The following is a 21,973-nucleotide window of genomic DNA, read 5'->3' as shown; positions in this document are numbered from 1 at the left end:
TATAAATAGAAATCATTATGAAAGCTATAGTCCGCAATGTTTTACTCGCCTTCCTAATTTCCACTTTTGCCTTCTTCGGAGCATTGGGAGGGAAACAAATTAAACCATCTACAGTGATTATAAGGGAAACTAAAAAAAATAAAGAATTCATCACCGAACGACAAAAGGAAACATTTACCTGTTTATCGGTAGCTTTTTTGGCCTGGGGCTTATGTTTCTGGAGATGTTCGGTTATCAACCGCAGAATAAATGAAGAAAGGGAATATCAGCGCAGGTTTAATGAGTATATGCGCAACTCTTCGTTTAATCGCCATTATTGACAGGTAAATATTTATTGCTATTTTGCAAAATCTTAGTGGGCTATCTGCCCGCTATTGTGATAAGGTTTAGGTTGAAGGTCCCGGCGGCGAGCGTTTAGGGACTTTCTTTTTTGCCATTTTTTTAAAACCAACTATCCGTTTCACCGAACTCATAGGTTATGACAGGTGAATTTTATCTTTTTGTAGAAAATGAGCTGCAAAAATCGCAGCCCGCCAATTGGCAACGGGTTTCTGCCGACAAACAGCTGGGTGATGAGCCCTGTAAAATAAGCCACGCCTTTCTGACAACAATTAAAGGTGAACAAAAACTGGCCAATATTTTAATTTTACCCTTGTCTTTGAATCTGGATGTCGCACAGGAAAGCGCTCTGCTGAAACTAAGAGACTATATTTTATCCGAAGGATGTTTGTTAATGGTCATTAGCGAAGAAGCTGCCGCCTTGCAATTGGGGAACACCGGCGTTTTCATATCTGAAAAGCTGCAAGTTCACAGCCCGGATTTTATGTGGATTACCTGTTGTGGCGATAAACAGAATCAAACTACTTTTGATGGTATTAATTATGAAAGTTTGCATGTTGTTTTTGGAAGCCTCTGGGAGGGTACGCTCAGTTACCAGGGACCTAAAGAGGGATTTAAGCAAGTGAACCTGGAGATTATGCGTGATCACTGCTGGAAGTGCAAACAGGAGATGAAAACGGTAACAGGTATTGTTTTTCCCGACAGGCAACTAGAGAATTGGGATAACGTAGACTGGCGATATTATAATGATATGTTAAGCCTGTACCATATCAAAGGCGATACCGCTAACCTGATCGGGAATTTTGTTGATGTTCTTCGGCAAAATGATGAAACCATTACGCCCGTTAGTTTCAGATTCAGCAACACTATTCAAGAGAATTACTGCGCTTCGTCATGTCCTTATTGTGATGCGTTGCAGGGTAATTATTATGTAAACGACAAACGAATAGATCTTTTGCATTCCCTGGAGTGTCGCATGGACGGTAACCTGTCGTACTATGCCATTGGATTAAATATAGACCAGTATTTGCTAAAATGCCTTTATGCAGGTGCCGAAGTATGCGATCACTCCACATTTGGCGGATGGGGACGGCACGAAACAGTGTAAGATCAAGGGATTTACGGTTCTGTATTTCCTGGGTTTACCCGCGCTTAATTTGGCAATGCCATAGCCTGCGTTTACTTTACCCGTTTTTATATACCTATCGGATTGCCTGCGGAATGCACATACTTCCCAAAGTATGATGGAGCAGGCAACCCGGGAACTACTATCGTTCCGCACGGAACGATAGTAGTTATTATGCGCGAACTTAGATATTACAGGTTCGCATAGAAGTCATTTTCTAAGGACTTTCATGCCTGTCGAGCTCATCACCAAGGAAGATCTGGAAACATTTCGTCAGACCTTAATAAACGATATTAAACTTTTACTTTCCGCAAAGCCCGAAGAGCAAAAAGTCTGGCTTCGGTGCTGCGATGTCCGTCGTATGCTTAAAATATCCACGGGTACCGTTCAGAATCTAAGGGTCAGCGGAAAGCTTAAATCACAAAAAGTGGGAGGGATCCACTTTTATAAATTAACTGACGTAGAAAATATGATCAGTGGCAATACCAAATAAACAATGTCAGAACTTTCCACTTTATCAAAACTGTATTCAAAAATTGCAAATGACCCCAATGTAAGCGTTTGGCATATGAGTATATACACCTGTTTGCTCAATTTATGGCTGGAATCAGGTTTTCAAAAGCAAGTCAAAGTGACCAGAAAGCTATTAATGGCCAAAGCGCATATCAAGAGTACAAGTACCTATCATAAATGCATGAATCAGTTAACTGAATTAGGATACGTAAAATACATTCCCACTTACGACTGTTACTCGGGGAGTAAAATAGAAATCATATGCGGGGTACAATAAGTATAAAAAAAGGGGCTTGAACATATTATCCAGGCACGTAGAAATCTTGTTAATGACTAAGGTCATATTCCTTCGTTAAGGCAGAAATGGGTAACCGTAATAGTTCACTAAATTTCCTGATCATAGTAAGTGACAAAGGCTGTTTATAATTTAATACTTTACTCACCGTTCCTTTGTCCCCATATACTGCGGCAAGATCAGCCGCGCGATAGCCGAAATCTTCCATACGTATCTTGATCATTTCAACGGGATCAACCTCTGGTAAATCCCAATGTTTATTTTCATATCTTTCAATCAAGTGTGCCAGCAGGAGTTTTTCCTGATGATCTTCTCCCGCTGTTGCATACTTGATTGTTTCATACCTGGCAACAGCATCGTCATACTGTCGTTCGGTTTCTAGTAAAAACCAATGCTTTTTGGTCATGTTTTAAGAATTTAACCTCTAAATGGTACTCGCATCAATTTCATCATATTCTGAATGGGTGCCTATAAATCGGATTTCAACGATCTTGTCTGCATAGTCCAGTTCAATGATCAAGCGGTATTTATTACCGGTAATTTTGAAACGGGCCCGTTTTGCGGGTATAAGTTTTGCTTTTGGGAAATCAGCTAGAATATCAGTACCCTTTCCCCAGTTAGCTTGCTCTACTACCTTTCTCCAGGTAGTAATACTGTTAGCGGCGTCTGCGTGTTTTTTCGCAAACTCCTGTAATTTCTTTTGATAGATGATGATCATCGTTTCTCAGTGTTTTGTTTGTCATCGGCGATCTCCTTACATTTTTACATTTACAATTTTGCATTACTACATTCAGTCGCAACCGGGACCTTCCCGGAATGATATAATCAAAGATAAACAAAAGTTGGTTATTTGCCAACTTTTGTTTATCTTTATTTGGAGGTGCATTTGTTTCCGGGGAACGGATGCGTTAGTGTTAGATGGTAAGCTTCTTTGATCGCCTGCTATTTGATTTTTTTATACCCGAAACATTCAACAGACTTTTCTCAAACAGATTTTTCTCCAGTTCGAGCATATCTTTACCTACTTTGAATTCCTGCGTTTTAGCATAATGCTGAGTTTGCTTTATGGACGCGTGGCCAAGCATCTTAGAAACCGACTCTATGGGGACGCCATTATTGAGTGTGACGGTTGTAGCGAAAGTATGCCGGGCTATATGGAAAGTAAGATCCATTTTTATTCCGCATAAGTCAGCTATCTCTTTTAAATAGGCGTTCATTTTTTGATTTGTCAGCACCGGCAATACCAGTCCCGAGTCTGCGCATTTAGGATGTTTGCTATAATTGGAGACGATCCGCCTGGCCTGAGCTAACAATGGCAGATTCGACGGAGAGTTTGTCTTTTGCCGCTTAATAAATATCCACTCCTTATTGTCAACGCCTTTTTTTACATCTGATCTCTTCAGATTCCTTACATCTGCGTAAGCAAGGCCTGTGTAACAACAGAACACAAAGACATCTCTGACAATATCCAACCTTTCCGAAATAAATTCCCTCTCTATTATCCGCTTTAGTTCCGATTCTGTTAATGCTGTTTTTTCTACCGGCTTTTTCGTCAACTTGAAATTCGCAAACGGATCACCAGGCAGCCACCTGTTTTTCACACAGATTAAAACGACCTTTTTGAAGTTTGCCAAATATTTCATCGTTGAATTATGATTACATTTTCGCTCTGTTTTTAACCAGAAGGCGTACTGTGAAATAAATTCATAATCCAGCTCCTTTATCGGTTTATCTTCTACTTTGTAATGCCACTTTATGAAAGCCCTGGTGTGATCCAAAGAGATGTTATAACGTTCAATTGTTCCGGTAGCAAAGTCTATACCTTCAAGTGCCTCCATCTGATCATTATGCTGCCTGAATATTTCGAGAATCATTTTGGGTTTTTCAACATTACCAGTTAAGATATCTTTGATACCTTGTGCACTGACATTGCGCTCAGAGTCATTCAGAAATCGCTTCACCTGAAATACCTGCTGTTCAAAAGAATCGAGATATTGGTTTAATTCTTTGGTGGCTTCCTTTGTCCCAACGGCCCGGCCTGCGCGGGCATTCCACCTCGATTGTTCACACCTTCGCTTGGTGGAAAGCTCTACTGCTTTACCATCCACCGTGATTTTCAGGTAGATAAATCTGTTGTCTTCTCCTTTGTTTTTGGGCTGCTTTAAAAAGAACAATAACCCAAACGTTTTTTCTAACATAAAACATAAATAAAAGTTAAACAAAAATACGTTTTAGCCACTTTTTTCACAAGATGTACACCTGTCGAACATGCTGTAATTCAAATGGTTATAAGCCATTCGTAGCGTCTTTTTGTTTTTTTGTGCTTTTTTGAGAGGACGCTACGAATGACGCAATAGAGTTTTGCGATTATATGCGAGTTTTGATAGGTCGTGTAAAAGAAAAAGCCCCTTAATTTTGCAATTAAGGGGCTTTTGACACTTTTGTTAATGTAATCAGCGGAGAGCTAGGGATTCGAACCCCAGGAACCTTTCACAGTTCAACAGTTTTCAAGACTGCCGCAATCGACCACTCTGCCAGCTCTCCGGCGACAAAAGTACAAATCTGAAGCGGATTGCCAAATCTGAAAACGATTTTTTTTCATTTTATTTACATATCCTTAATAAGCTTTTGATAGCCAGTTTATTAATTTTAGAATTTGCTTATAAATTGCCTGTTTTTTTGCTCCTGAAGCTATTATAACGGGGTTTTACGATGCGAATGTTGCGTTTTGAAAGCTCAATACTGGCATTTAATTCAAATCCGATGAGTAAAATTAGCGAATTGAGGTACATCCATAACATCACCACAATCAGTGTTCCGATAGATCCGTAGACTTTGTTATATGACGAGAAATTGTTGATATAGTATGAAAAACCTAAGGAAGTTAATATCGCAAGCCCGGTAGCTAAAATTGATCCAGGGTTAATAAACTTCCACTTTTTTTTGTGAGCCGGGGCATAGCGGTATAGAAACGATACCGTAACAAAAAATATCACGATGATCACTATCCAACGAAGCAGCAGGATAGGATAGATCCAGAAATGACTTTTGCTATCCAGGTGGTGCCTTATAGAACTAATAAGGCCTTGTCCGGCTATCATAATGCCTATGGCAATAATAAGGGCTAAACTAATGGCCATCGTTAATCCCAGAGCCACACCACGCCTTTTTATCCAGCTACGCCTGTCTGTTATCAACGATGACTTATTAAAGGCCTTCATGAGGTTAATTACACCGTTAGTGGAGAAATATATGGTAGAAAGAAAACCAAAGGACAGTAACTTGCCGTTTTGATTCTTAATGATATCAATAATAGTATCGTTAAAGGCAAGGTAGGCGTTAGTTGGCATGATGCTGGCCAATATACGCAGCAACTCCCTTTGAAAATTATGAATAGGGATATAAGGTATCAGCGTAAACAAAAATATGGTAGCCGGGAAAATGGCCAGCATAAAACTGTATGCTAATGACGATGCCCGGTTAACCAGTGAGCTGTTGGTGATCTCCTTAATAAAAAAAACAACTACAGTATATAAGGGCAGGGGGCGAAAACCAGGCAGGATGATAACTTTTGTCCAGTCAACAACGTATCTGTAAAAACCAAACCGGAGCAAAAAGTGATGCAGCCATCTCATTAAACCAAATCTACTTAAAAAACGGTACTAATTTATCAATGAAATCCTGGGGTGGCAGGCAGGGGCGGTTTGTTTTCATATTGATGAACACCAATAGCGTTTCGCCTTGGTTTATCAGCTCGCCTTTTGGGTTACTTAGCTCGTAGCGGAAATGAATGCGGATACCCGGCATTTTGTCCATGATCACCCTTATGCTGATTTCTTCATCATACAGGGCTGGTTTCAGGTACTTGCATTTAAGCTCCAACACGGGCATCATAATACCTGATTCTTCCATACCCCGATAGGTTAAACCCAGGCTGCGCAGCATTTCTACACGGCCAACCTCATAAAACTCGGCATAGTTGCCATAATACATATAGCCCATCTGGTCGGTTTCGCCATACCTGACACGTATTTTAGTAGTATGTTCAAACATTATTAGCGCTTGATGTTTCGCTCGTTAAGGGCTTGCTGAAATTTATGTGCGTTTACCAAATGATCGGCCACATTAGTAGCAAAGGCATGGTAACCTGAAAAATCGGCCTTGGCACACATATAAATATAATCGCTTTTCTGATAGTTCAATACCGATTTTACTGCTGCAACCGATGGCATCATAATAGGGCCCGGAGGCAAACCTGTATGCAGGTAGGTATTATATGGTGAATTGTATGACAGGTACCTGTTAAGCACCCGTTTAATAGTAAAATCATTTAAAGCGAATATAACAGTAGGGTCGGCCTCCAGTTTCATGCCTTTTTTTAGTCTGTTCAAATACAAACCAGCCACAGCGGGCATTTCGTCATCATGCAAAGCTTCGGCATCAACAATAGAGGCTAAAATAGATACCTGGGGCAGCGTTAAATTAAGTGCTGCGGCCTGTTGCTTACGTTCCGGAGTCCAAAACTTTTCATAATTGGCGTACATCTTTTCAAAGAATTTATCGGCTGATGTATTCCAATATAATTGGTAGGAGTTGGGCATAAACATGGTGTACACGTTATCGGTAGTAAAGCCATATTTAGACACATAGCTGGCAGAATCCAGCAGGTTGATGATAGCGGTTGAATCCGGCTCGATCTTTTTTGATACAAAACCTGCAAACTGCTCTTTTTGCCTTAAACCATGAAACTCCAACTGAACAGGTTCCTGCGTACCCGATGCCAACATATTAATGAGCTTGCGGTTGCCCATACCTTGATGCAAGTGGTAGCGGCCTGGTTTTACCCGTTTAGGGTAGTTCATATGCACAGCGGCCCAGTTAAATGAGGCTGTATCTTTTACCATATCCTGATCTTGTATGGTTTTTAACACCTGATCATAAGTGGCGCCGGTATGTATATACAGGTATTCCTGTTTGCCTGTAACGTTGGGGCCAAAATATTTGGAGTAATAATATGCTCCAAAAGCCAGTACTACAATAATAAGGAGCACCAGGGCTATGATGAATTTTTTGAGTATACCCTTTGACGGTGCTTTTTGTTCAGTCATGATAAATAGATTTTTATTGAGTCAAGATATAATTATAGAGTCAAGATACAAGAGTCAGGAATCAAGATAAAAAAACTTTCTGATTGTAATATTTCTATTGAAAACAAATTGATTTTCTTAATTCCTGACTCTTGTATCTTGATTCTTACTTTTTTAGTTTTTGGAGGGCTATCAATCCGCCGCTTAAATTTTTAACATCAAGATAACCATTTTGCTGCAATATAGTTTGTGCCGTTTTACTGCGCAAACCAACTTTGCAGATAACGATGATCTCGTCTGTTTTGTTGTAGTCCCAGTCATTAATGCTTTGCTCTAGTTGTGGTAGGGGAATATTGAGTCCACCTATATTATAGGTGTGGTATTCCATTACCCCGCGTACATCAACCAGGTTCAGGTGCTCGCCATTGTTTAAGCGGGCCAGTAACTCGGTAGCATTAATTTGTTGGGGCATCGGGTGCTTTTGTGCCTTGTGTTACGGTTAAATTGATGCGTGTACCTATGCTGGCCTTACTGGACGAATCGGTTTTCATAGGATATTGTGATACTACAACCACATTGGTTGAGTCGGTAATGCTTCCCTGGTAGGTAATGGTACCTATAGTAAGCCCCGCACCTTTAATGGCAAAACGCGCTGCATCCAGATCAAGTTTAACCAGTTCTGGGATCTCCACTTCGCTGGCGCCTTCACCATCACCTAAAACCAGGTCAATGCGTGAGCCTTTTGGTATTTTAGTACCAGCTTTGATCACCTGACCACCAAAACGAACTTCCAGGATACGATCTCGCGCAATATCTGAGCGATAGGTAGTATCGCCAATTTTTAAACCATAGTTTGACAGGGTTGCTACTGCTTCACGGTAACTGCTTTGTTCCAGATCGGGCAGCGAAATATTAGGTGCCTGCAGGGTTACCATGGTGAGGTAAATAACGCGGCCTTCCTTTACGTTGGTGCCTGCGTCAGGGTCTTGCTCTACAATGGTTCCCGGGGCTACGTCCTGCACATAAACGGAGTCGATCTTATAATCAAAACCCTGCTCTTTTAAGGTGGCTGTGGCTCTATCTATCAGCAATCCCTTGAGTTTTGGTACAGGTATGCCGGCTCCGTGGTGAGTATAGTATCCGAGGCTGTAAAAAGCTATTAAAACAATGACTATTACCGAAATAATAGCCATAATGATGTTATTGCGAAATGATTTTGTTTTTAAATAAGCCCCAAATTTGCTCATTGGTATTTGCTTCAAATTAAGCATCAAACATAGTAATAATTTCGGATTTGGCTATGTATAAACTCCGAAAGTAGGGAAGGTTGTAAAGTCCGAAAGTCTTACGGATGCAGATGATCAGTCACGGAATATAATGATTTTTGTAAAATTTATGGTTCATTATTTAATTATTCAATTTAAAGATTTTAATTTCGGCCCTGACTGATTTTTTGCCCTTTACATCACCTTTAATACTTTTAAAACAGACTTACAGTCTTTTAAGTTTTCCCCTAAAACAACAAATATGACAACTAAAAATGTAGCCCTTTTGGCCGGTGGCTTTACCGGTGAATATGAAGTATCTATCAACAGTGCCAGGAATATAGCGAACACTTTACCTGCCGAAAAATATAAGGTATACACCTTATTAATTAAGCGCGACAGATGGTTTTATGAATCGGAGAACGGTCTGGTTGATGTAGACAAAAATGATTTTACTATCACACTGAATGGTGAAAAGATAAAATTTGATTTCGCGTTTATTACCATACACGGCACCCCCGGCGAAGATGGTAAGTTACAGGGTTATTTGGATATGCTGGGCATTCCATATAATACCTGCGATGCCACTACATCGGCCATTACTATGAATAAGGCCTACACCAAAACTCTGGTAAACGGTATACATGGTTTGCATACTGCTCATTCGATGCGCTTGTTTGAAAAGGATATGCATGATGTGGCTATTATTGCCGCAACACTGAAATTTCCGCTGTTCATCAAACCTAATAACGGCGGCAGCAGCGTAGGTATGAGCAAGGTTTATAATGTAGCCGGTTTGCCCGATGCATTAAAAAAGGCTTTCCACGAAGATCAGCAGATATTGGTAGAAGAATTTATTAAAGGGCGGGAATTTAGCATTGGTATAGCCCGCCTGCATGGGAAAATAACCGTTTTGCCCGCTACCGAGATAATTACCTCTAAAGACTTTTTTGACTATGAAGCCAAATATACCGCAGGTGTAACAGAGGAGGTAACCCCGGCCGACCTAACCACGGAGCAAAACGAACGGATAGCCGGTATTGTGACCGAAGTATACAGCCGGTTGAATTGCAAAGGCATGGTGCGGATAGATTTTATTCTGCTGGAAGGATCAAACGATTTTTATTTTATCGAAGTAAATACTACGCCAGGACAATCAGCTGCTAGCCTGATTCCGCAACAGGTAAGGGCTGCAGGCATGGACCTGGGTGAGTTTTACAGCGCTTTAATAGAAGGAGCGATATAAGGGATTTCGGAATTGGGATGTTCGATTTCGGATTTACTATTTAAATGAATAATTGTAGAGACGCATATTAGCGTCTCTTTTTTGTAACAATGGTCTCTCTTTTATTATCCAACCATCAATGTTAAAGTTCCAAAATTTCAAAAAACTATATGGAGGTTTTCCTGCACTGAAGGTTGATGAACTCGTCATCGAGCCGGGTATTTACTGGATAAAGGGTGTAAACGGTTCGGGCAAAAGTACCTTACTCAAATCCATAGCCGGTATATTATCTTTTGAGGGCGATATTTTGCTGGACAACAGTATCAGCATCAAAAAGCAACCCGTGGAGTACCGGAAACAGGTAAACTTTGCCGAAGCAGAGCCCATATTCCCGGAGTTTTTAACGGGTAAGGAAATGATCGCCCTGTTTGCACAAGCCAAAGACGCGCCGGCAGGGCAGGAGCAGCATTACATCGATACCATGCAAATGCAGGCTTATATAAACCGACCGGTTGGTACGTACTCCAGCGGAATGCTCAAAAAGCTATCGCTGGTACTGGCTTTTATGGGAAAACCAAAACTGATTCTACTAGATGAACCGCTGATCACCATCGATACCGCATCTTTAAAAGTATTGAATAGCTGGATAGCCGAACGTTACAATCAGGATGGTACAAGTTTCCTGCTATCATCGCACCAGGCGCTGGAGCATGCCGAACTACCCATAGCGCACGAATTACTGGTCGAAAACCAAACCCTCAAATTTATTGCCTGATGCAGCAGCCATTGACCAAAGTATTGCTCAAAATATTTGCCGGCGGCTTTTACCAGGTACATGCAGGGATATTGTTTTTTGTGTTTTTTATTATGGTGGGTACGGTACCCGGCAATATGCTGATCAGTTATCACGAATCCTTAATGTTGGCCATGACCAGTAGCCCGGTTATGCTGGCTTTAGTGATAGGAGGTTGGCTTATCTATATTTTCAAAAGCTGGCATTATGTAGGTACACAACTTTTTGCACCAGATAAACAATTTCTGTTTTACAGCAGTACTGCACTGAGCCCTGCTGAACAACATAAAAGTTGGTGTTATACACAGGCTGCCATTTTAGCGCCTGTTATTATTTACGCCTTGCTGGCCGTTGGGGTAGGGATGGCGCATCATTTTTATATACTGCCAGTGGTAATCGTATTGTTTTTAACGGCTATGATCTGGTGTAGTGCCTTGATATATGCACGTTTAATAAATGGACTGATTGATGGTAGTAAACAATCGCTTTTACTCAGATGGAGCAGCAAATGGCGCAAACCTTATTTCAGCTTGTACGTGTATCACATATTTGACGATAAAAAAGTACCATACTTTATCACTAAGGGCTTGTCATGGCTTATTATTAGCGGGGTATTTTATTTGTTTGCCGATGTAAGTACTGATATAAGAGTGGCGGGCATAGCCATATTGGCTGTAATCACGGCTCATGTGGTGCTGATATTTGAAGAGCGCCGTTTTGAGGAAACTAAGCTAAGCTTTACACGTAATTTACCGATTGGCCGATTCAAATTATTCTTAAATTTTAGCGGGGTTTATTTCTTTTTATTGCTGCCCGAAAGTGTTTGGCTTTTCTGCAGGTTTCGCCCGTTAATGGCGGTTGAGTTATTGCTGGCCGGGTTAAGCATAGCCATGTTATTTCATAGCCTGCTATACTGGTTTGGGCTAAATATGGATAAGTACCTGCAATGGATCCTCGGATTATTTATAGTACTGTTTTGGATAATTATGTTCCACTTACTTTGGCTGCTGATACCGCTGAACCTGATTACAGCTTACCTGTTTTTCTACAATAACTATTATAAGCATGAAGGAGTCGTAAGCGAGAAGGTTTGACATTAAACTTATATCAAATAGTGTTCAATCACATCCTGCGGGATCTTGGCTCCTCTACCGGTAGCCATATCGATCATCACATAATCAAAATAGCCGTCGCAGCTTATTTTACCGGTGCCTTTATTGGTGATGCTGAATTGTACCCGGCAGCCTTTTTCGTTAATGGATTCGATGCCTGTTTTTACCACAAAATAGTCACCCATAGCCAGGGGGCGTTTATAATCCACATGGGCAATGCGTATTACCCAACCAAAGCCGCGTTCCATGAATTTTTCCATGGCCATACCATAGCAGCGTTCCATCTGATCGTACCGGGCAGCCAGCACATAATCAAAGTATTTGCTGTTATGCACATGTTGAAACATGTCGATATCGTCGGGGCGTACACGGAGTTCGGTTTCAAAGGTGCTGTATTGGGCTTGGCTCATTTTTAATTATTGATTATTTGTTTGTAAAATTACCCATCATTTGCGCACAATGAAAATTACAGATAAAACAGACAAACTGCTTAGCCTGGGGCTTGGCAAAGATATATTAAAACACTATCAGGAGCCGCACCGGTTTTATCATACATTGGAACATTTGGATGATATTTACAATCAGTTGGAACTCAAGGGTCTTGGCGATAATGATATTTTGCTGTTGGCCACGGTGTTTCATGATATTATTTACGATCCTCGCTCGGCAACCAACGAGGAGGATTCCGCAGCTTATTTTAACGAGGTATTTGCCGGTGATCAGGCACTAAAAGATGAAGTAACCCAGATTATACTGGATACTAAGTCCCATCAACCCAAAACAGAACTGTCGCGCATATTTTGCGACGTTGATCTGAATATCCTCCATCAATCATTTGACAAGTTGCTGGTTTATGAGCAACAGATATTTAAAGAATTTCAATTTGTTGATCATGTCATTTATCGGCAAAAAAGGGTAGAGGTACTACAGAACCTGCAAGCCATGGTCAATAACCCGGCCTTGAGTTACCTGATCGATTATGTGAACAACCGTCAGCCCCGTATCGCCGTTTATCCCGGCAGTTTTAATCCTTTTCACAAAGGGCATTATAACATCCTGCAAAAGGCCGAGCAGATATTTGACAAAGTGATCATTGCCCGTGGTATTAACCCGGGTAAGGAAAAATCAACCTATGATCTGCCCGATGTTTTAAAATACAGGCAGCAAGCCACCTACGAAGGTTTACTCACCGATTTTACAGATAGCCTGGGTTATGATGTTACCATTATACGCGGACTGCGAAATGGATCTGATCTACAATATGAGCTTAACCAATACCGGTATATGCAGGAGCTGAGCGGTAAAAACATAAGCGTAGCAGCTATCTTTTGCGATATGGAATTTGAACATATTTCGAGCACTGGCATCAGGCAATTAGAAAAATACGGTAAGGCTGGCGACTATTTGATCTGACAAAGGGGCATATTCTCTTGCGTTAGGGATTGTAGCGGATACCGGCCTGACGCCTAAGGCCTGCAGGCGTATGAGCGGAAAGCCCGGGCCGAAGGCAACGTACTTGGTAAGTTAAAATTCAAAAATCAAAAGCTTTACCCGGAAAAATATAAAGGCAGCCTTTTGATTTTTGAATTTTTACTTTTGAATTAAATACCTATCTTTGCACCCACAATTAATTAATCATTCACGCTTTAATATTATTCAAGTAATGTATTTAGGTAAAGAAGCAAAGGCAGAGATCTTTGCAAAACACGGTAAATCAGCTACAGACACAGGTTCTGCAGAAGGACAGGTAGCCTTATTCACCACCCGTATTGCTCACTTAACCGGGCACTTAAAAAATAACAAAAAAGACTTCTCTACTCAATTATCACTTCAAAAATTGGTAGGTAAACGCCGTGCATTGCTGGCATACCTTTACAATAAGGATATTGAAAGGTATCGTGCTATCATCAAAGCGTTACAGCTTAGGGATATCATCAAATAAGTTTTTCAAGTTTTTCATAAAAAGCCGTCCGTAATATTCGGATGGCTTTTTTACTTTTGAACAAATATTATACACACATAAAAACCGATGCGTTCCGAAAGATGAAAAGCGCATCACAACAAAAACAAGATGAGTTTAAACGTAATTAAAAAGGTTATTGATTTAGGTGACGGCCGCACCATTGAGATCGAAACCGGAAAACTGGCCAAACAAGCCGATGGCTCGGTAGTAATTAAAATGGGTGATACCATGTTATTAGCTACTGTAGTATCATCACCGGAAGCGAAAGAGGGAGTTGATTTTTTACCCCTTTCTGTTGATTACCAGGAAAAATACGCTGCCACTGGTCGTATACCAGGTGGTTTTTTACGCCGTGAGGCTCGTTTATCAGACTATGAGGTTTTGATCTCCCGTTTGGTTGACCGTGCTTTGCGTCCATTGTTCCCCGAAGATTATCATGCGGATACCCAAGTGATGATCACTTTAATATCTGCTGATAAAGATATTATGCCCGATGCATTAGCTGGTTTGGCAGCATCAGCAGCTTTATCTGTTTCTGATATCCCTTTCAATGGCCCTATCTCTGAAGTTCGTGTAGCTAAAATTGATGGCCAGTTAGTAATTAACCCAACCCTGAGCCAGCTGGAAAACGCGACTTTAGAATTCATCGTTGCAGGTTCTGAGCATGACATCAACATGGTTGAAGGTGAATCAAAAGAAATTCAGGAAGCCGAATTGGTTGAAGCTATCAAATTTGCGCACACTGCTATTAAATTACAGTGTTTAGCTCAAAAAGAATTAACTGCCGAAGTTGGTAAAACTGTAAAACGTACTTACAGCCACGAGCACAGCAACGAAGACTTGAAAAAAGCCATCTACGCTGCTACTTATGACCAGGTTTACGCTATCGCTTCTTCTGCATCTGCAAAAGACGAGCGTGGTGTTAAATTTAAAGAAGTTCGTGACGCGTATATCGAAACCTTAGGTGAGATAGATGACGTGACCAAGTTCCTGGCTAAAAAATATTATCATGATGTAGAGTATGATGCTATCCGTAATCTGGTATTAGACGAAGGTAAACGTTTAGACGGTCGTACAACTACCCAGATCCGCCCGATATGGAGCGAAGTTGGTTATTTACCATCTGCTCACGGTTCGGCTGTATTTACCCGTGGCGAAACCCAATCATTAACCACCGTTACCCTGGGTGCTAAAGATGATGAGCAAATGATTGATGGTGCGTTCATTAACGGTTACCAGAAATTCCTGTTACACTACAATTTCCCAGGCTTCTCAACCGGTGAGGTTCGTCCTAACCGTGGTGCTGGTCGCCGCGAAATTGGTCACGGTAACCTGGCTATGCGTTCATTAAAACAAGTATTGCCTTCTGAAGACGAAAACCCATACACTATCCGTATCGTATCTGATATCCTGGAGTCAAATGGTTCGTCGTCAATGGCAACAGTTTGTGCCGGTACATTGGCGCTGATGGATGCCGGTGTGAAAATTAAAGAGCCTGTATCTGGTATCGCGATGGGATTGATCACCAACGAAATGGGTACTAAATATGCTATCCTTTCTGATATTTTGGGTGATGAAGACCACTTAGGTGATATGGACTTTAAAGTAACCGGCACCAAAAATGGTATCGTTGCTGTACAGATGGACTTAAAGATCAATGGCCTTTCATACGAAGTGTTAACCAACGCTTTAAACCAGGCTAAAGATGGTCGTTTACATATCCTTGGCGAAATGGCTAAAACCATTACTCAGCCACGTGAAGATTACAAACCACACGCTCCGCGTATTGTTACCATTAAAATCGACAAAGAATTTATTGGTGCAGTTATCGGGCCCGGTGGTAAAATCATCCAGGAAATGCAGCGCGAAACAGGTGCAACCATTTCTATCGAAGAAAAAGACAACCAGGGTATTGTTCAGGTATTTGCCGATAACAAGGCTTCTATCGATGCCGCTCTGTCACGTATCCGCGCTATTGCTTCAAAACCAGAAGTAGGCGAGATATATGAAGGTAAAGTAAAATCAATTATGCCATTTGGTGCATTTGTTGAAATTATGCCTGGTAAAGATGGTCTGTTGCACATTTCTGAAATTGATCACCGCCGTATCGAAACGATGGATGGTATATTCCAGATTGGCGACGAGGTAAGGGTTAAATTGCTTGATGTAGATAAGCAAGGTAAATTAAAACTTTCAAGAAAAGTTTTATTACCAAAACCAGAAGCGCCTAAAGCCAATTAATTATTGAATTTTAGTATACAAAACCCTCGTAACGAGGGTTTTGTTATTTAGCCTGTTTTGTGAATGTTTTTTTTGAAAAAAAATTAAAACAAAACAGGCTTATTTGAACTTTAGTAAAATTGAGAGATAGTTTGACAAAACCATAAAGTCCGATCCTGCTTGAGAGAAAACATGACTTCTTCTACTAATGATCCTTTAGATTTTCTAAATAACAATCCGCATGGGATACAGTCGGGAACACAGACCGATCTTGTGCAGTTGTTGTTATATGAGATCATCAGGGTAAAAGATCTCATTGTATATTACGACTCCATACCCAACGGAGGCGGCCAGCTAGGCTCATCTATCCTGAACGAACTGGTATCCGAAGCTTACAGCTCCCTGGTCAACTACGATACTATACTCATGAAAAAGTACTACGACCTGTTGCTTAACTGCGATTAAGGCTCCCAGCTCCCTGAAGGGGGGAGTGATAAAGCAAATCCTTTTACACATCTTTTTCTTACCTTCTTTTGTCATTCTGAGCGACAGCGAAGAATCTATTATACGCCCTTTCTTCCGGCTTGTATAGCTCGTTAATAGATCCTTCGTTCCTCAGGATGACAAGCTTTTTTAAGTATAAAATATTTTTGTCATTCTGAGTGTAGCGAAGAATCTATTCTACGCCATATTCCTTTAAATAGGTGTAAATTTGTATATTCATCTATAAGATGAGCCAGTATAACTTTTTTACCTATATCCTTACAAATTATAATAAAACGGTATTATACACTGGTGTAACTAACGATTTAAATCAAAGATTGTACGAGCATTATTTTGGTGTTAGACAAGCTGAAAGTTTCACCTCAAAGTATAAATGTTATTATCTCGTATGGTTTGAGCGGCACCAATTTATAAATCATGCTATTGAACGTAAAAAGGAGATTACAGGCTGGACGAGGGAGAAAAAGGTAAAACTAATTGAGGTGGAAAACCAAAGTTGGGATTTTCTGAATAAGGAAATTATGGAATGGCCTCCAGTATTTACTGGCTAAACTATAACCAAAAGTGTCTGGTCATTCTAAACGTAGTGAAGAATCTACTCTTTACTTTTCCTATAGTTAGCATAGTTCAGTAATAGATCCTTCGTTCCTCAGGATGACAAACTTTTCAGATTATGATCTAAAAAAATATTCTTGTCATTCTGAGCATAGCGAAGAATCTATTCTACGTCTTTTATTGCAGTTTGCATAGTTCGTTAATAGATCCTTCGCTACGCTCAGGATGACAGAAGGTAGAAATCCTCCTCCCAAAAAACTTTACATAAATTTTATAACTCTGCCTTCTGAGGGCCGCGGGGATTATTATATTTGCATATGAACCATTTGATAGCACCATCAATTTTAGCTGCCGATTTTGCCAACCTGCAACGCGATCTGGAAATGATCAATAAAAGCGATGCAGATTGGGTGCATGTTGATATTATGGATGGTATGTTTGTGCCCAACATATCATTTGGTTTCCCGGTGGTTAGCGCCACCAAAAAACACGCTACCAAACCGCTTGATGTTCACTTGATGATCGTAGAGCCCGACCGGTACCTGAAAGCCTTTAAAGATGCCGGTGCTGATGGCATGACGGTACATTATGAAGCTTGTCCGCATTTGCATCGCACCATTCAGGCTATTAAAGAGCTGGGTTGCAGGGCAGGAGTGGCCCTTAATCCGCATACACCGGTTACTTTGCTACAAGACATCATTGCCGATCTGGACCTGGTACTCATCATGTCTGTTAACCCTGGTTTTGGCGGACAGAAATTTATCGACAATACTTACAAAAAACTGCACGACCTGAAAGCGCTGAGCCGCGACAAAAATCCAAACCTGTTTATTGAGGTTGACGGCGGTGTTGATCAGCACAACATCCAGAAATTGGTTGATGCCGGTGCCAACGCGCTGGTTGCAGGCAGTTCTGTGTTTTCGTCGGCCGACCCATCGGCTGCCATATCTCACCTTAAATATCCCGAAAAGTTATTACAATCGTAATAAATTCTACGAACTCCGTAGGATAAATTACAAATTTGCAATCAAAGGGCCTTTTGTTGATTAATTGTATATTTTTTCAAAAAATGCAAATAATCTCTATATATTTTGTCAAATTAATTAACTTCGGCCCAACTAAATACGAAGTTCCTAATCGTGTATTCAGAACCTACAATTTGTTAACTATATGAAACATAATTTTGGTGCCGGACCCGGCATTTTACCTCAGGAAGTTTTAAAACAAGCTGCTGAGGCAGTAATTGATTTAAATGGTATAGGATTGTCATTATTGGAGATCTCACACCGTTCAAAAGAATTTGAAGCAGTTTTAGATGAAGCTGTTAGTTTGGTGAAAGAGTTATTCAGCGTTCCTGAGGGTTATTCGGTTCTGTTTTTACAGGGCGGTGCCAGCACCCAGTTTGCTTTGGCGCCATATAACCTGTTGCCATCAACCGGTAAAGCCGCTTACCTGGAAACAGGTGTTTGGGCGAACAAAGCTTTAAAAGAAGCTAAATACTTTGGCGAGGTTGAAATTGTAGCTTCTTCAAAAGAGAGCAACTTTACTTACATCCCTAAGGATTATACCATCCCTGCGGATGCCGCTTATTTCCACATTACTTCTAATAATACCATTTATGGTACACAATTACAGGAGTTCCCTAAATCGCCAATACCGGTGGTTTGTGATATGTCGTCAGATATCTTCAGCCGCAAAGTTAATGTTGCCGATTTTGGTTTGATCTACGCCGGTGCTCAGAAAAACATGGGTCCTGCAGGTGTAACCCTGGTGATCGTAAAAGATGATATTTTAGGCAAAGTTGATCGTAAGATCCCGTCTATGTTTAACTACCAGACACAAATTGAAGGTGGTTCTATGTACAATACGCCTCCATGCTTCGCTATCTATGTTTCTATGTTAACCTTAAGATGGTTAAAAGCCAAAGGTGGTGTAGCTGCCATTGAGCAGGAAAATATTACCAAAGCACGCGTATTATATGATGCTATCGATGCTAACCCGTTGTTTAAGGCGGTAGCAGCTCCGGAAGATCGCTCGAACATGAACGTATGTTTTGTAATGGAGAACCCAGAGCTGGAAAAACCTTTCCTGAAACTGTGCGACGAAAGAGGTATAGTAGGCATCAAAGGTCACCGCAGCGTAGGCGGTTTCCGTGCCTCCATCTATAATGCCTTACCATTAAGCAGCATTTTAGTGCTGGTTGATGTAATGAACGAGTTTGCAGAAAGTAATAAATAATTTAGTGAATGGTGAGTGGAGAATGGAGAATGGTGAGTAGTTTGCCGTCATTTAACCATTCACCACTCACTGCTCACCACTCACACAAAAGACATGATCAAAATATTAGCTAACGATGGTATAGATCCAATTGGAAAGAAATTGTTGGAAGATGCCGGATTTTTTGTTGATACCAACAATATACCTCAGGATGAATTGCCTGAAAAATTAAAAGAGTACGATGCCATCACCGTGCGCAGCGCAACAAAAGTTCGCAAGGCTTTAATTGACGCAACTCCTAACCTGAAAGTAATTGGTCGCGGTGGTGTTGGTATGGATAATATCGATGTAGAATACGCCAGGGAAAAAGGTTTAAGCGTTTATAACACGCCGGCTTCTTCTTCCTTATCAGTTGCCGAACTGGTATTTGCCAGCTTATTTGGCGCTGTACGCTTTTTACATGATAGCAACCGCAAAATGCCGGTTGAAGGCGGTACCAAATTTAACGACCTGAAAAAAGCTTATGCTAAAGGTATCGAGCTACGCGGTAAAACATTAGGTATTGTAGGTTTTGGTCGTATCGGTCGCGAAGTAGCAAAAATTGCTATCGGCGTTGGTATGGATGTGTTGGCTTATGATCTTTTTGATTTTAACCCAGAGCTGGATATTGTTTTGGGCGGCGGTACAACTGTAAAAGTATCTGTTAAGAAAGCTACGCTTGATGAAGTGATTAAAACAGCCGACTTTATTACCCTGCACACTCCATTCATCGACAAAGCTCTTTTAGGCGCCGAAGAACTGGCTCAAACCAAAAAAGGCGTAGGCCTGGTGAACATTTCACGCGGCGGCTTGATTGACGAATTGGCCCTGATTGACGCCTTAAACAGCGGACAAGTTTCATTCGCAGCATTAGACGTGTTTGATAACGAACCAACTCCGCGCGAAGAAATATTAAAACACCCTAAAATTTCACTTACCCCGCATATTGGCGCCGCCACGAACGAGGCCCAGGAACGTATAGGTGTTGAATTGGCCAATCTGATCATTGATCATTTCAAAAAGTAAAAGTAAATACGAGGTTTACTGTTTAACGCAAATAGCCGGGATCTGTAAATGATCCTGGCTATTTTGTTATATAGCTCAATCGCCGCTACCTGTATCCTCATCATCAGTGTTTGGAAGATCATCCCGGAGAGAGCCTTTGAAGCATAGTCAAGACATTGTTTCGTTTATCTGTTTAGCGAAGTCGATTTTGTGTATGTAAAAGAGAAGCTGCTAGTTAGAATAACTTTTTATAAGATTTCTTTATCGAACAATAATTCATCTTGAAATTATTTTAAGTTGGCCGCAAAAATATTAAAGTATATTATATTTGTTATTTAAAGCCTACGTTATGCCTAAAGCCTTTTTGTATATCATTTTATTTTTGGCGCCTGTTTGGGCCAATGCACAAACCACTCAGCCTGACATGACGGTATTCGGATATAAATTGGGAGAGCCATTGCATGTTCCGGAATGCTCCTGTGAAATTAAAGCTTATCTTGGAGGTACCCGGTTTAATAAAAAGGAATACTACGAATACACTTACCCTCCACTAAGCGCCGTAGATTGTTTTGAACGAGGAGATTTAAATAAATACGACCCCAAAAAAACAAAATCGCTGCCAGAAGTAACCAATGGCTTTATCGACATCTATTTTGCAAAAAATAAAATACCAGCCATCTGCCCGGTGATCTCTTTCACAGCCGGTATTCTGGATTCTAAGTTAATAGGCATAACCTTCAAGATCCGATCCGACGAGGCAAACAGCGATTTGGAACAATTGAAGCAAAAATACGGAAACGATGTATCTATTAAACGATACCAATTACAAAACGGCTTCGGTGCAACACGTAATTGTTTTAGCGCCACATGGACATTTCCTGCTTTAACTGTAACTCTTTTAAGTGCTGATGGTACTACATACACCAGTCCTTATGGAACCGTAACAATTGCCATTCCTCAAAAAAACGATAATAATAATCAAAATGATAGAAAATTATAATACTCTGTCATTCAATATTTGTGACGTTTCCCTGGTCTCATCATAAAATACCTTAAGCCGCAATAGTTTAAGTCACTGGCTGTTATTATCATCATGTATCGACGGATTCAATAACATCTCATTAAGTAGACGCAAACAAATATGTGATTGCTGTAAAGAAGAACGGCGAAGCAATATCCTCACGAACCTTTACTTGCGAGAGTAATAACACATGAAAAGGCATGGCGAATAAATAATGAACTAAAGGGGGCTGTCACCCTGAGCTCCGTCGAAGGGTAGAGCGCAGAGGCCCTGCCCACCATGCTTCGACGGAGCTCAGCATGACACCCCTTTTTGCATAAAACTATTTGATGGGCTATTACGGATTGCCTTGCTGCGCTCGTAATTGACATGGTTGGATTGACATTATTTAAGACTTACTAAGTTTTCAAAACTTCGTAAGTGTGGTTATGTATATCAATAACATTGTGATTGGTTTATTTAGTATTTATAAACATCTGATTCATTGTTTGATAGCTTGCTGTAGGTTTAACCGTAACGCAACGTAAATTTAAACCCCAGCTTCATTGCTTTTAAGTAATATAACCTCCTTTCCAACTTTATATATGATTGTTTAATAACAAAAATAGCTGATTGCCTCGGTTGAATTTTTGTTGAGTAAGTTTAATATTAGTTTACATAGTGTTTATAAATAGTGATTATAATTGTATATATA

Annotated in this window: 24 protein-coding genes and 1 tRNA gene; 15 read left to right on the top strand and 10 right to left on the bottom strand. The window is 40.6% G+C overall.

Annotated features, from left to right (window positions below; genetic code table 11):
- Positions 1-17: 17 nt before the first annotated feature.
- From G7092_RS05565 to G7092_RS05555, 3 genes are all read left to right on the top strand, one after another.
- The gene (locus G7092_RS05565) at positions 18-320 is read left to right on the top strand and encodes a hypothetical protein (RefSeq protein WP_166087024.1); all 303 of its coding nucleotides are present in this window, start codon (positions 18-20) and stop codon (positions 318-320) included.
- 158 nt (positions 321-478) lie between these two features.
- Complete coding sequence (locus G7092_RS05560) at positions 479-1,447, top strand: hypothetical protein (protein WP_166087022.1); 969 nt, start codon at positions 479-481, stop codon at positions 1,445-1,447.
- Positions 1,448-1,694: 247 nt separating this feature from the next.
- Positions 1,695-1,958 (top strand): helix-turn-helix domain-containing protein, encoded by a 264-nt coding sequence (locus G7092_RS05555; protein WP_166087020.1) that lies wholly within the window; start codon positions 1,695-1,697, stop codon positions 1,956-1,958.
- Between the two features lie 346 nt (positions 1,959-2,304).
- Here G7092_RS05555 and G7092_RS05550 read toward each other — a convergent pair whose 3' ends face one another.
- From G7092_RS05550 to G7092_RS05510, 9 genes are all read right to left on the bottom strand, one after another.
- Positions 2,305-2,679 carry a helix-turn-helix domain-containing protein gene (locus tag G7092_RS05550; RefSeq protein WP_166087018.1) on the bottom strand — a complete coding sequence of 125 codons (375 nt, stop codon included), beginning with the start codon at positions 2,677-2,679 and terminating at the stop codon, positions 2,305-2,307.
- 18 nt (positions 2,680-2,697) lie between these two features.
- Positions 2,698-2,991 (bottom strand): type II toxin-antitoxin system HigB family toxin, encoded by a 294-nt coding sequence (locus tag G7092_RS05545; protein WP_166087016.1) that lies wholly within the window; start codon positions 2,989-2,991, stop codon positions 2,698-2,700.
- 196 nt (positions 2,992-3,187) lie between these two features.
- Positions 3,188-4,471 carry a site-specific integrase gene (locus tag G7092_RS05540; RefSeq protein ID WP_166087014.1) on the bottom strand — a complete coding sequence of 428 codons (1,284 nt, stop codon included), beginning with the start codon at positions 4,469-4,471 and terminating at the stop codon, positions 3,188-3,190.
- A 259-nt stretch (positions 4,472-4,730) separates the two neighbouring features.
- Positions 4,731-4,817, bottom strand: a tRNA-Ser gene (locus tag G7092_RS05535).
- Between the two features lie 116 nt (positions 4,818-4,933).
- The gene (locus G7092_RS05530) at positions 4,934-5,908 is read right to left on the bottom strand and encodes a YihY/virulence factor BrkB family protein (RefSeq protein WP_166087013.1); all 975 of its coding nucleotides are present in this window, start codon (positions 5,906-5,908) and stop codon (positions 4,934-4,936) included.
- Positions 5,909-5,918: 10 nt separating this feature from the next.
- Positions 5,919-6,326, bottom strand: coding sequence for an acyl-CoA thioesterase (locus tag G7092_RS05525; protein ID WP_166087011.1), 408 nt, complete (start codon positions 6,324-6,326; stop codon positions 5,919-5,921).
- 2 nt (positions 6,327-6,328) lie between these two features.
- Entirely contained in the window at positions 6,329-7,381 is a 1,053-nt protein-coding gene (gene mltG, locus G7092_RS05520) for an endolytic transglycosylase MltG (RefSeq protein WP_166087008.1), read from the bottom strand.
- A gap of 145 nt (positions 7,382-7,526) precedes the next feature.
- On the bottom strand, positions 7,527-7,832 hold the full coding sequence (locus G7092_RS05515) for a rhodanese-like domain-containing protein (RefSeq protein WP_166087006.1): 306 nt from the start codon (positions 7,830-7,832) through the stop codon (positions 7,527-7,529).
- On the bottom strand, positions 7,816-8,607 hold the full coding sequence (locus G7092_RS05510) for a PASTA domain-containing protein (protein ID WP_166087004.1): 792 nt from the start codon (positions 8,605-8,607) through the stop codon (positions 7,816-7,818). Before G7092_RS05510 ends, G7092_RS05515 begins: the two co-directional genes overlap by 17 nt.
- 280 nt (positions 8,608-8,887) lie before the next feature.
- Here G7092_RS05510 and G7092_RS05505 point away from each other — a divergent pair, with 280 nt between their 5' ends.
- The 3 genes from G7092_RS05505 to G7092_RS05495 all read left to right on the top strand — a co-directional run bounded on the left by G7092_RS05505 (position 8,888) and on the right by G7092_RS05495 (position 11,737).
- Positions 8,888-9,871, top strand: a complete 984-nt coding sequence (locus G7092_RS05505; protein WP_166087002.1) for a D-alanine--D-alanine ligase — start codon at positions 8,888-8,890, stop codon at positions 9,869-9,871.
- Positions 9,872-9,989: 118 nt separating this feature from the next.
- Positions 9,990-10,625: an ABC transporter ATP-binding protein gene (locus tag G7092_RS05500; protein ID WP_166086999.1), complete on the top strand. Its 636-nt coding sequence runs from the start codon at positions 9,990-9,992 to the stop codon at positions 10,623-10,625.
- Positions 10,625-11,737: a hypothetical protein gene (locus G7092_RS05495; RefSeq protein WP_166086997.1), complete on the top strand. Its 1,113-nt coding sequence runs from the start codon at positions 10,625-10,627 to the stop codon at positions 11,735-11,737. Before G7092_RS05500 ends, G7092_RS05495 begins: the two co-directional genes overlap by 1 nt.
- A gap of 8 nt (positions 11,738-11,745) precedes the next feature.
- Here G7092_RS05495 and G7092_RS05490 read toward each other — a convergent pair whose 3' ends face one another.
- The gene (locus G7092_RS05490) at positions 11,746-12,165 is read right to left on the bottom strand and encodes an acyl-CoA thioesterase (RefSeq protein ID WP_166086995.1); all 420 of its coding nucleotides are present in this window, start codon (positions 12,163-12,165) and stop codon (positions 11,746-11,748) included.
- A 49-nt stretch (positions 12,166-12,214) separates the two neighbouring features.
- Here G7092_RS05490 and G7092_RS05485 point away from each other — a divergent pair, with 49 nt between their 5' ends.
- The 9 genes from G7092_RS05485 to G7092_RS05445 all read left to right on the top strand — a co-directional run bounded on the left by G7092_RS05485 (position 12,215) and on the right by G7092_RS05445 (position 21,258).
- Entirely contained in the window at positions 12,215-13,168 is a 954-nt protein-coding gene (locus G7092_RS05485; RefSeq protein ID WP_166086993.1) for an adenylyltransferase/cytidyltransferase family protein, read from the top strand.
- A 250-nt stretch (positions 13,169-13,418) separates the two neighbouring features.
- Positions 13,419-13,697 (top strand): 30S ribosomal protein S15, encoded by a 279-nt coding sequence (rpsO, locus tag G7092_RS05480; RefSeq protein ID WP_166086991.1) that lies wholly within the window; start codon positions 13,419-13,421, stop codon positions 13,695-13,697.
- Positions 13,698-13,826: 129 nt separating this feature from the next.
- On the top strand, positions 13,827-15,959 hold the full coding sequence (gene pnp, locus G7092_RS05475) for a polyribonucleotide nucleotidyltransferase (RefSeq protein ID WP_166086989.1): 2,133 nt from the start codon (positions 13,827-13,829) through the stop codon (positions 15,957-15,959).
- Positions 15,960-16,130: 171 nt separating this feature from the next.
- Positions 16,131-16,403, top strand: a complete 273-nt coding sequence (locus G7092_RS05470; protein ID WP_166086986.1) for a hypothetical protein — start codon at positions 16,131-16,133, stop codon at positions 16,401-16,403.
- Positions 16,404-16,669: 266 nt separating this feature from the next.
- Complete coding sequence (locus G7092_RS05465) at positions 16,670-16,993, top strand: GIY-YIG nuclease family protein (protein WP_166086984.1); 324 nt, start codon at positions 16,670-16,672, stop codon at positions 16,991-16,993.
- A 321-nt stretch (positions 16,994-17,314) separates the two neighbouring features.
- A complete protein-coding gene (gene rpe, locus G7092_RS05460) occupies positions 17,315-17,983 on the top strand; it encodes a ribulose-phosphate 3-epimerase (protein WP_166086982.1) in 669 nt (222 codons plus the stop codon).
- Between the two features lie 184 nt (positions 17,984-18,167).
- Complete coding sequence (serC, locus tag G7092_RS05455) at positions 18,168-19,235, top strand: 3-phosphoserine/phosphohydroxythreonine transaminase (RefSeq protein WP_166086980.1); 1,068 nt, start codon at positions 18,168-18,170, stop codon at positions 19,233-19,235.
- A 93-nt stretch (positions 19,236-19,328) separates the two neighbouring features.
- Positions 19,329-20,279 carry a D-2-hydroxyacid dehydrogenase gene (locus G7092_RS05450; RefSeq protein ID WP_202985221.1) on the top strand — a complete coding sequence of 317 codons (951 nt, stop codon included), beginning with the start codon at positions 19,329-19,331 and terminating at the stop codon, positions 20,277-20,279.
- Positions 20,280-20,607: 328 nt separating this feature from the next.
- Positions 20,608-21,258 carry a hypothetical protein gene (locus G7092_RS05445; RefSeq protein WP_166086978.1) on the top strand — a complete coding sequence of 217 codons (651 nt, stop codon included), beginning with the start codon at positions 20,608-20,610 and terminating at the stop codon, positions 21,256-21,258.
- Positions 21,259-21,973 lie beyond the last annotated feature (715 nt).

Origin of the sequence: Mucilaginibacter inviolabilis, from assembly GCF_011089895.1 — a bacterium.
GTDB classification, from domain to species: domain Bacteria; phylum Bacteroidota; class Bacteroidia; order Sphingobacteriales; family Sphingobacteriaceae; genus Mucilaginibacter; species Mucilaginibacter inviolabilis.
Note: the sequence above shows the minus strand (reverse complement) of the source record. Positions and strands in the feature narration are given on the sequence as shown.

Bases quoted from the DNA above. Each gene is read 5' to 3' on its own strand.
- G7092_RS05565 (WP_166087024.1), top strand. From the start codon at position 18: ATGAAAGCTATAGTCCGCAATGTTTTACTCGCCTTCCTAATTTCCACT.
- G7092_RS05505 (WP_166087002.1), top strand. From the start codon at position 8,888: ATGACAACTAAAAATGTAGCCCTTTTGGCCGGTGGCTTTACCGGTGAA.
- G7092_RS05445 (WP_166086978.1), top strand. From the start codon at position 20,608: ATGCCTAAAGCCTTTTTGTATATCATTTTATTTTTGGCGCCTGTTTGG.
- rpsO (WP_166086991.1), top strand. From the start codon at position 13,419: ATGTATTTAGGTAAAGAAGCAAAGGCAGAGATCTTTGCAAAACACGGT.
- G7092_RS05470 (WP_166086986.1), top strand. From the start codon at position 16,131: ATGACTTCTTCTACTAATGATCCTTTAGATTTTCTAAATAACAATCCG.
- G7092_RS05550 (WP_166087018.1), bottom strand. From the start codon at position 2,679: ATGACCAAAAAGCATTGGTTTTTACTAGAAACCGAACGACAGTATGAC.
- G7092_RS05500 (WP_166086999.1), top strand. From the start codon at position 9,990: ATGTTAAAGTTCCAAAATTTCAAAAAACTATATGGAGGTTTTCCTGCA.
- G7092_RS05545 (WP_166087016.1), bottom strand. From the start codon at position 2,991: ATGATCATCATCTATCAAAAGAAATTACAGGAGTTTGCGAAAAAACAC.
- rpe (WP_166086982.1), top strand. From the start codon at position 17,315: ATGAACCATTTGATAGCACCATCAATTTTAGCTGCCGATTTTGCCAAC.
- pnp (WP_166086989.1), top strand. From the start codon at position 13,827: ATGAGTTTAAACGTAATTAAAAAGGTTATTGATTTAGGTGACGGCCGC.
- G7092_RS05485 (WP_166086993.1), top strand. From the start codon at position 12,215: ATGAAAATTACAGATAAAACAGACAAACTGCTTAGCCTGGGGCTTGGC.
- G7092_RS05525 (WP_166087011.1), bottom strand. From the start codon at position 6,326: ATGTTTGAACATACTACTAAAATACGTGTCAGGTATGGCGAAACCGAC.
- G7092_RS05465 (WP_166086984.1), top strand. From the start codon at position 16,670: ATGAGCCAGTATAACTTTTTTACCTATATCCTTACAAATTATAATAAA.
- G7092_RS05530 (WP_166087013.1), bottom strand. From the start codon at position 5,908: ATGAGATGGCTGCATCACTTTTTGCTCCGGTTTGGTTTTTACAGATAC.
- G7092_RS05495 (WP_166086997.1), top strand. From the start codon at position 10,625: ATGCAGCAGCCATTGACCAAAGTATTGCTCAAAATATTTGCCGGCGGC.
- G7092_RS05555 (WP_166087020.1), top strand. From the start codon at position 1,695: ATGCCTGTCGAGCTCATCACCAAGGAAGATCTGGAAACATTTCGTCAG.
- mltG (WP_166087008.1), bottom strand. From the start codon at position 7,381: ATGACTGAACAAAAAGCACCGTCAAAGGGTATACTCAAAAAATTCATC.
- G7092_RS05510 (WP_166087004.1), bottom strand. From the start codon at position 8,607: ATGAGCAAATTTGGGGCTTATTTAAAAACAAAATCATTTCGCAATAAC.
- G7092_RS05515 (WP_166087006.1), bottom strand. From the start codon at position 7,832: ATGCCCCAACAAATTAATGCTACCGAGTTACTGGCCCGCTTAAACAAT.
- G7092_RS05490 (WP_166086995.1), bottom strand. From the start codon at position 12,165: ATGAGCCAAGCCCAATACAGCACCTTTGAAACCGAACTCCGTGTACGC.
- serC (WP_166086980.1), top strand. From the start codon at position 18,168: ATGAAACATAATTTTGGTGCCGGACCCGGCATTTTACCTCAGGAAGTT.
- G7092_RS05450 (WP_202985221.1), top strand. From the start codon at position 19,329: ATGATCAAAATATTAGCTAACGATGGTATAGATCCAATTGGAAAGAAA.
- G7092_RS05540 (WP_166087014.1), bottom strand. From the start codon at position 4,471: ATGTTAGAAAAAACGTTTGGGTTATTGTTCTTTTTAAAGCAGCCCAAA.
- G7092_RS05560 (WP_166087022.1), top strand. From the start codon at position 479: ATGACAGGTGAATTTTATCTTTTTGTAGAAAATGAGCTGCAAAAATCG.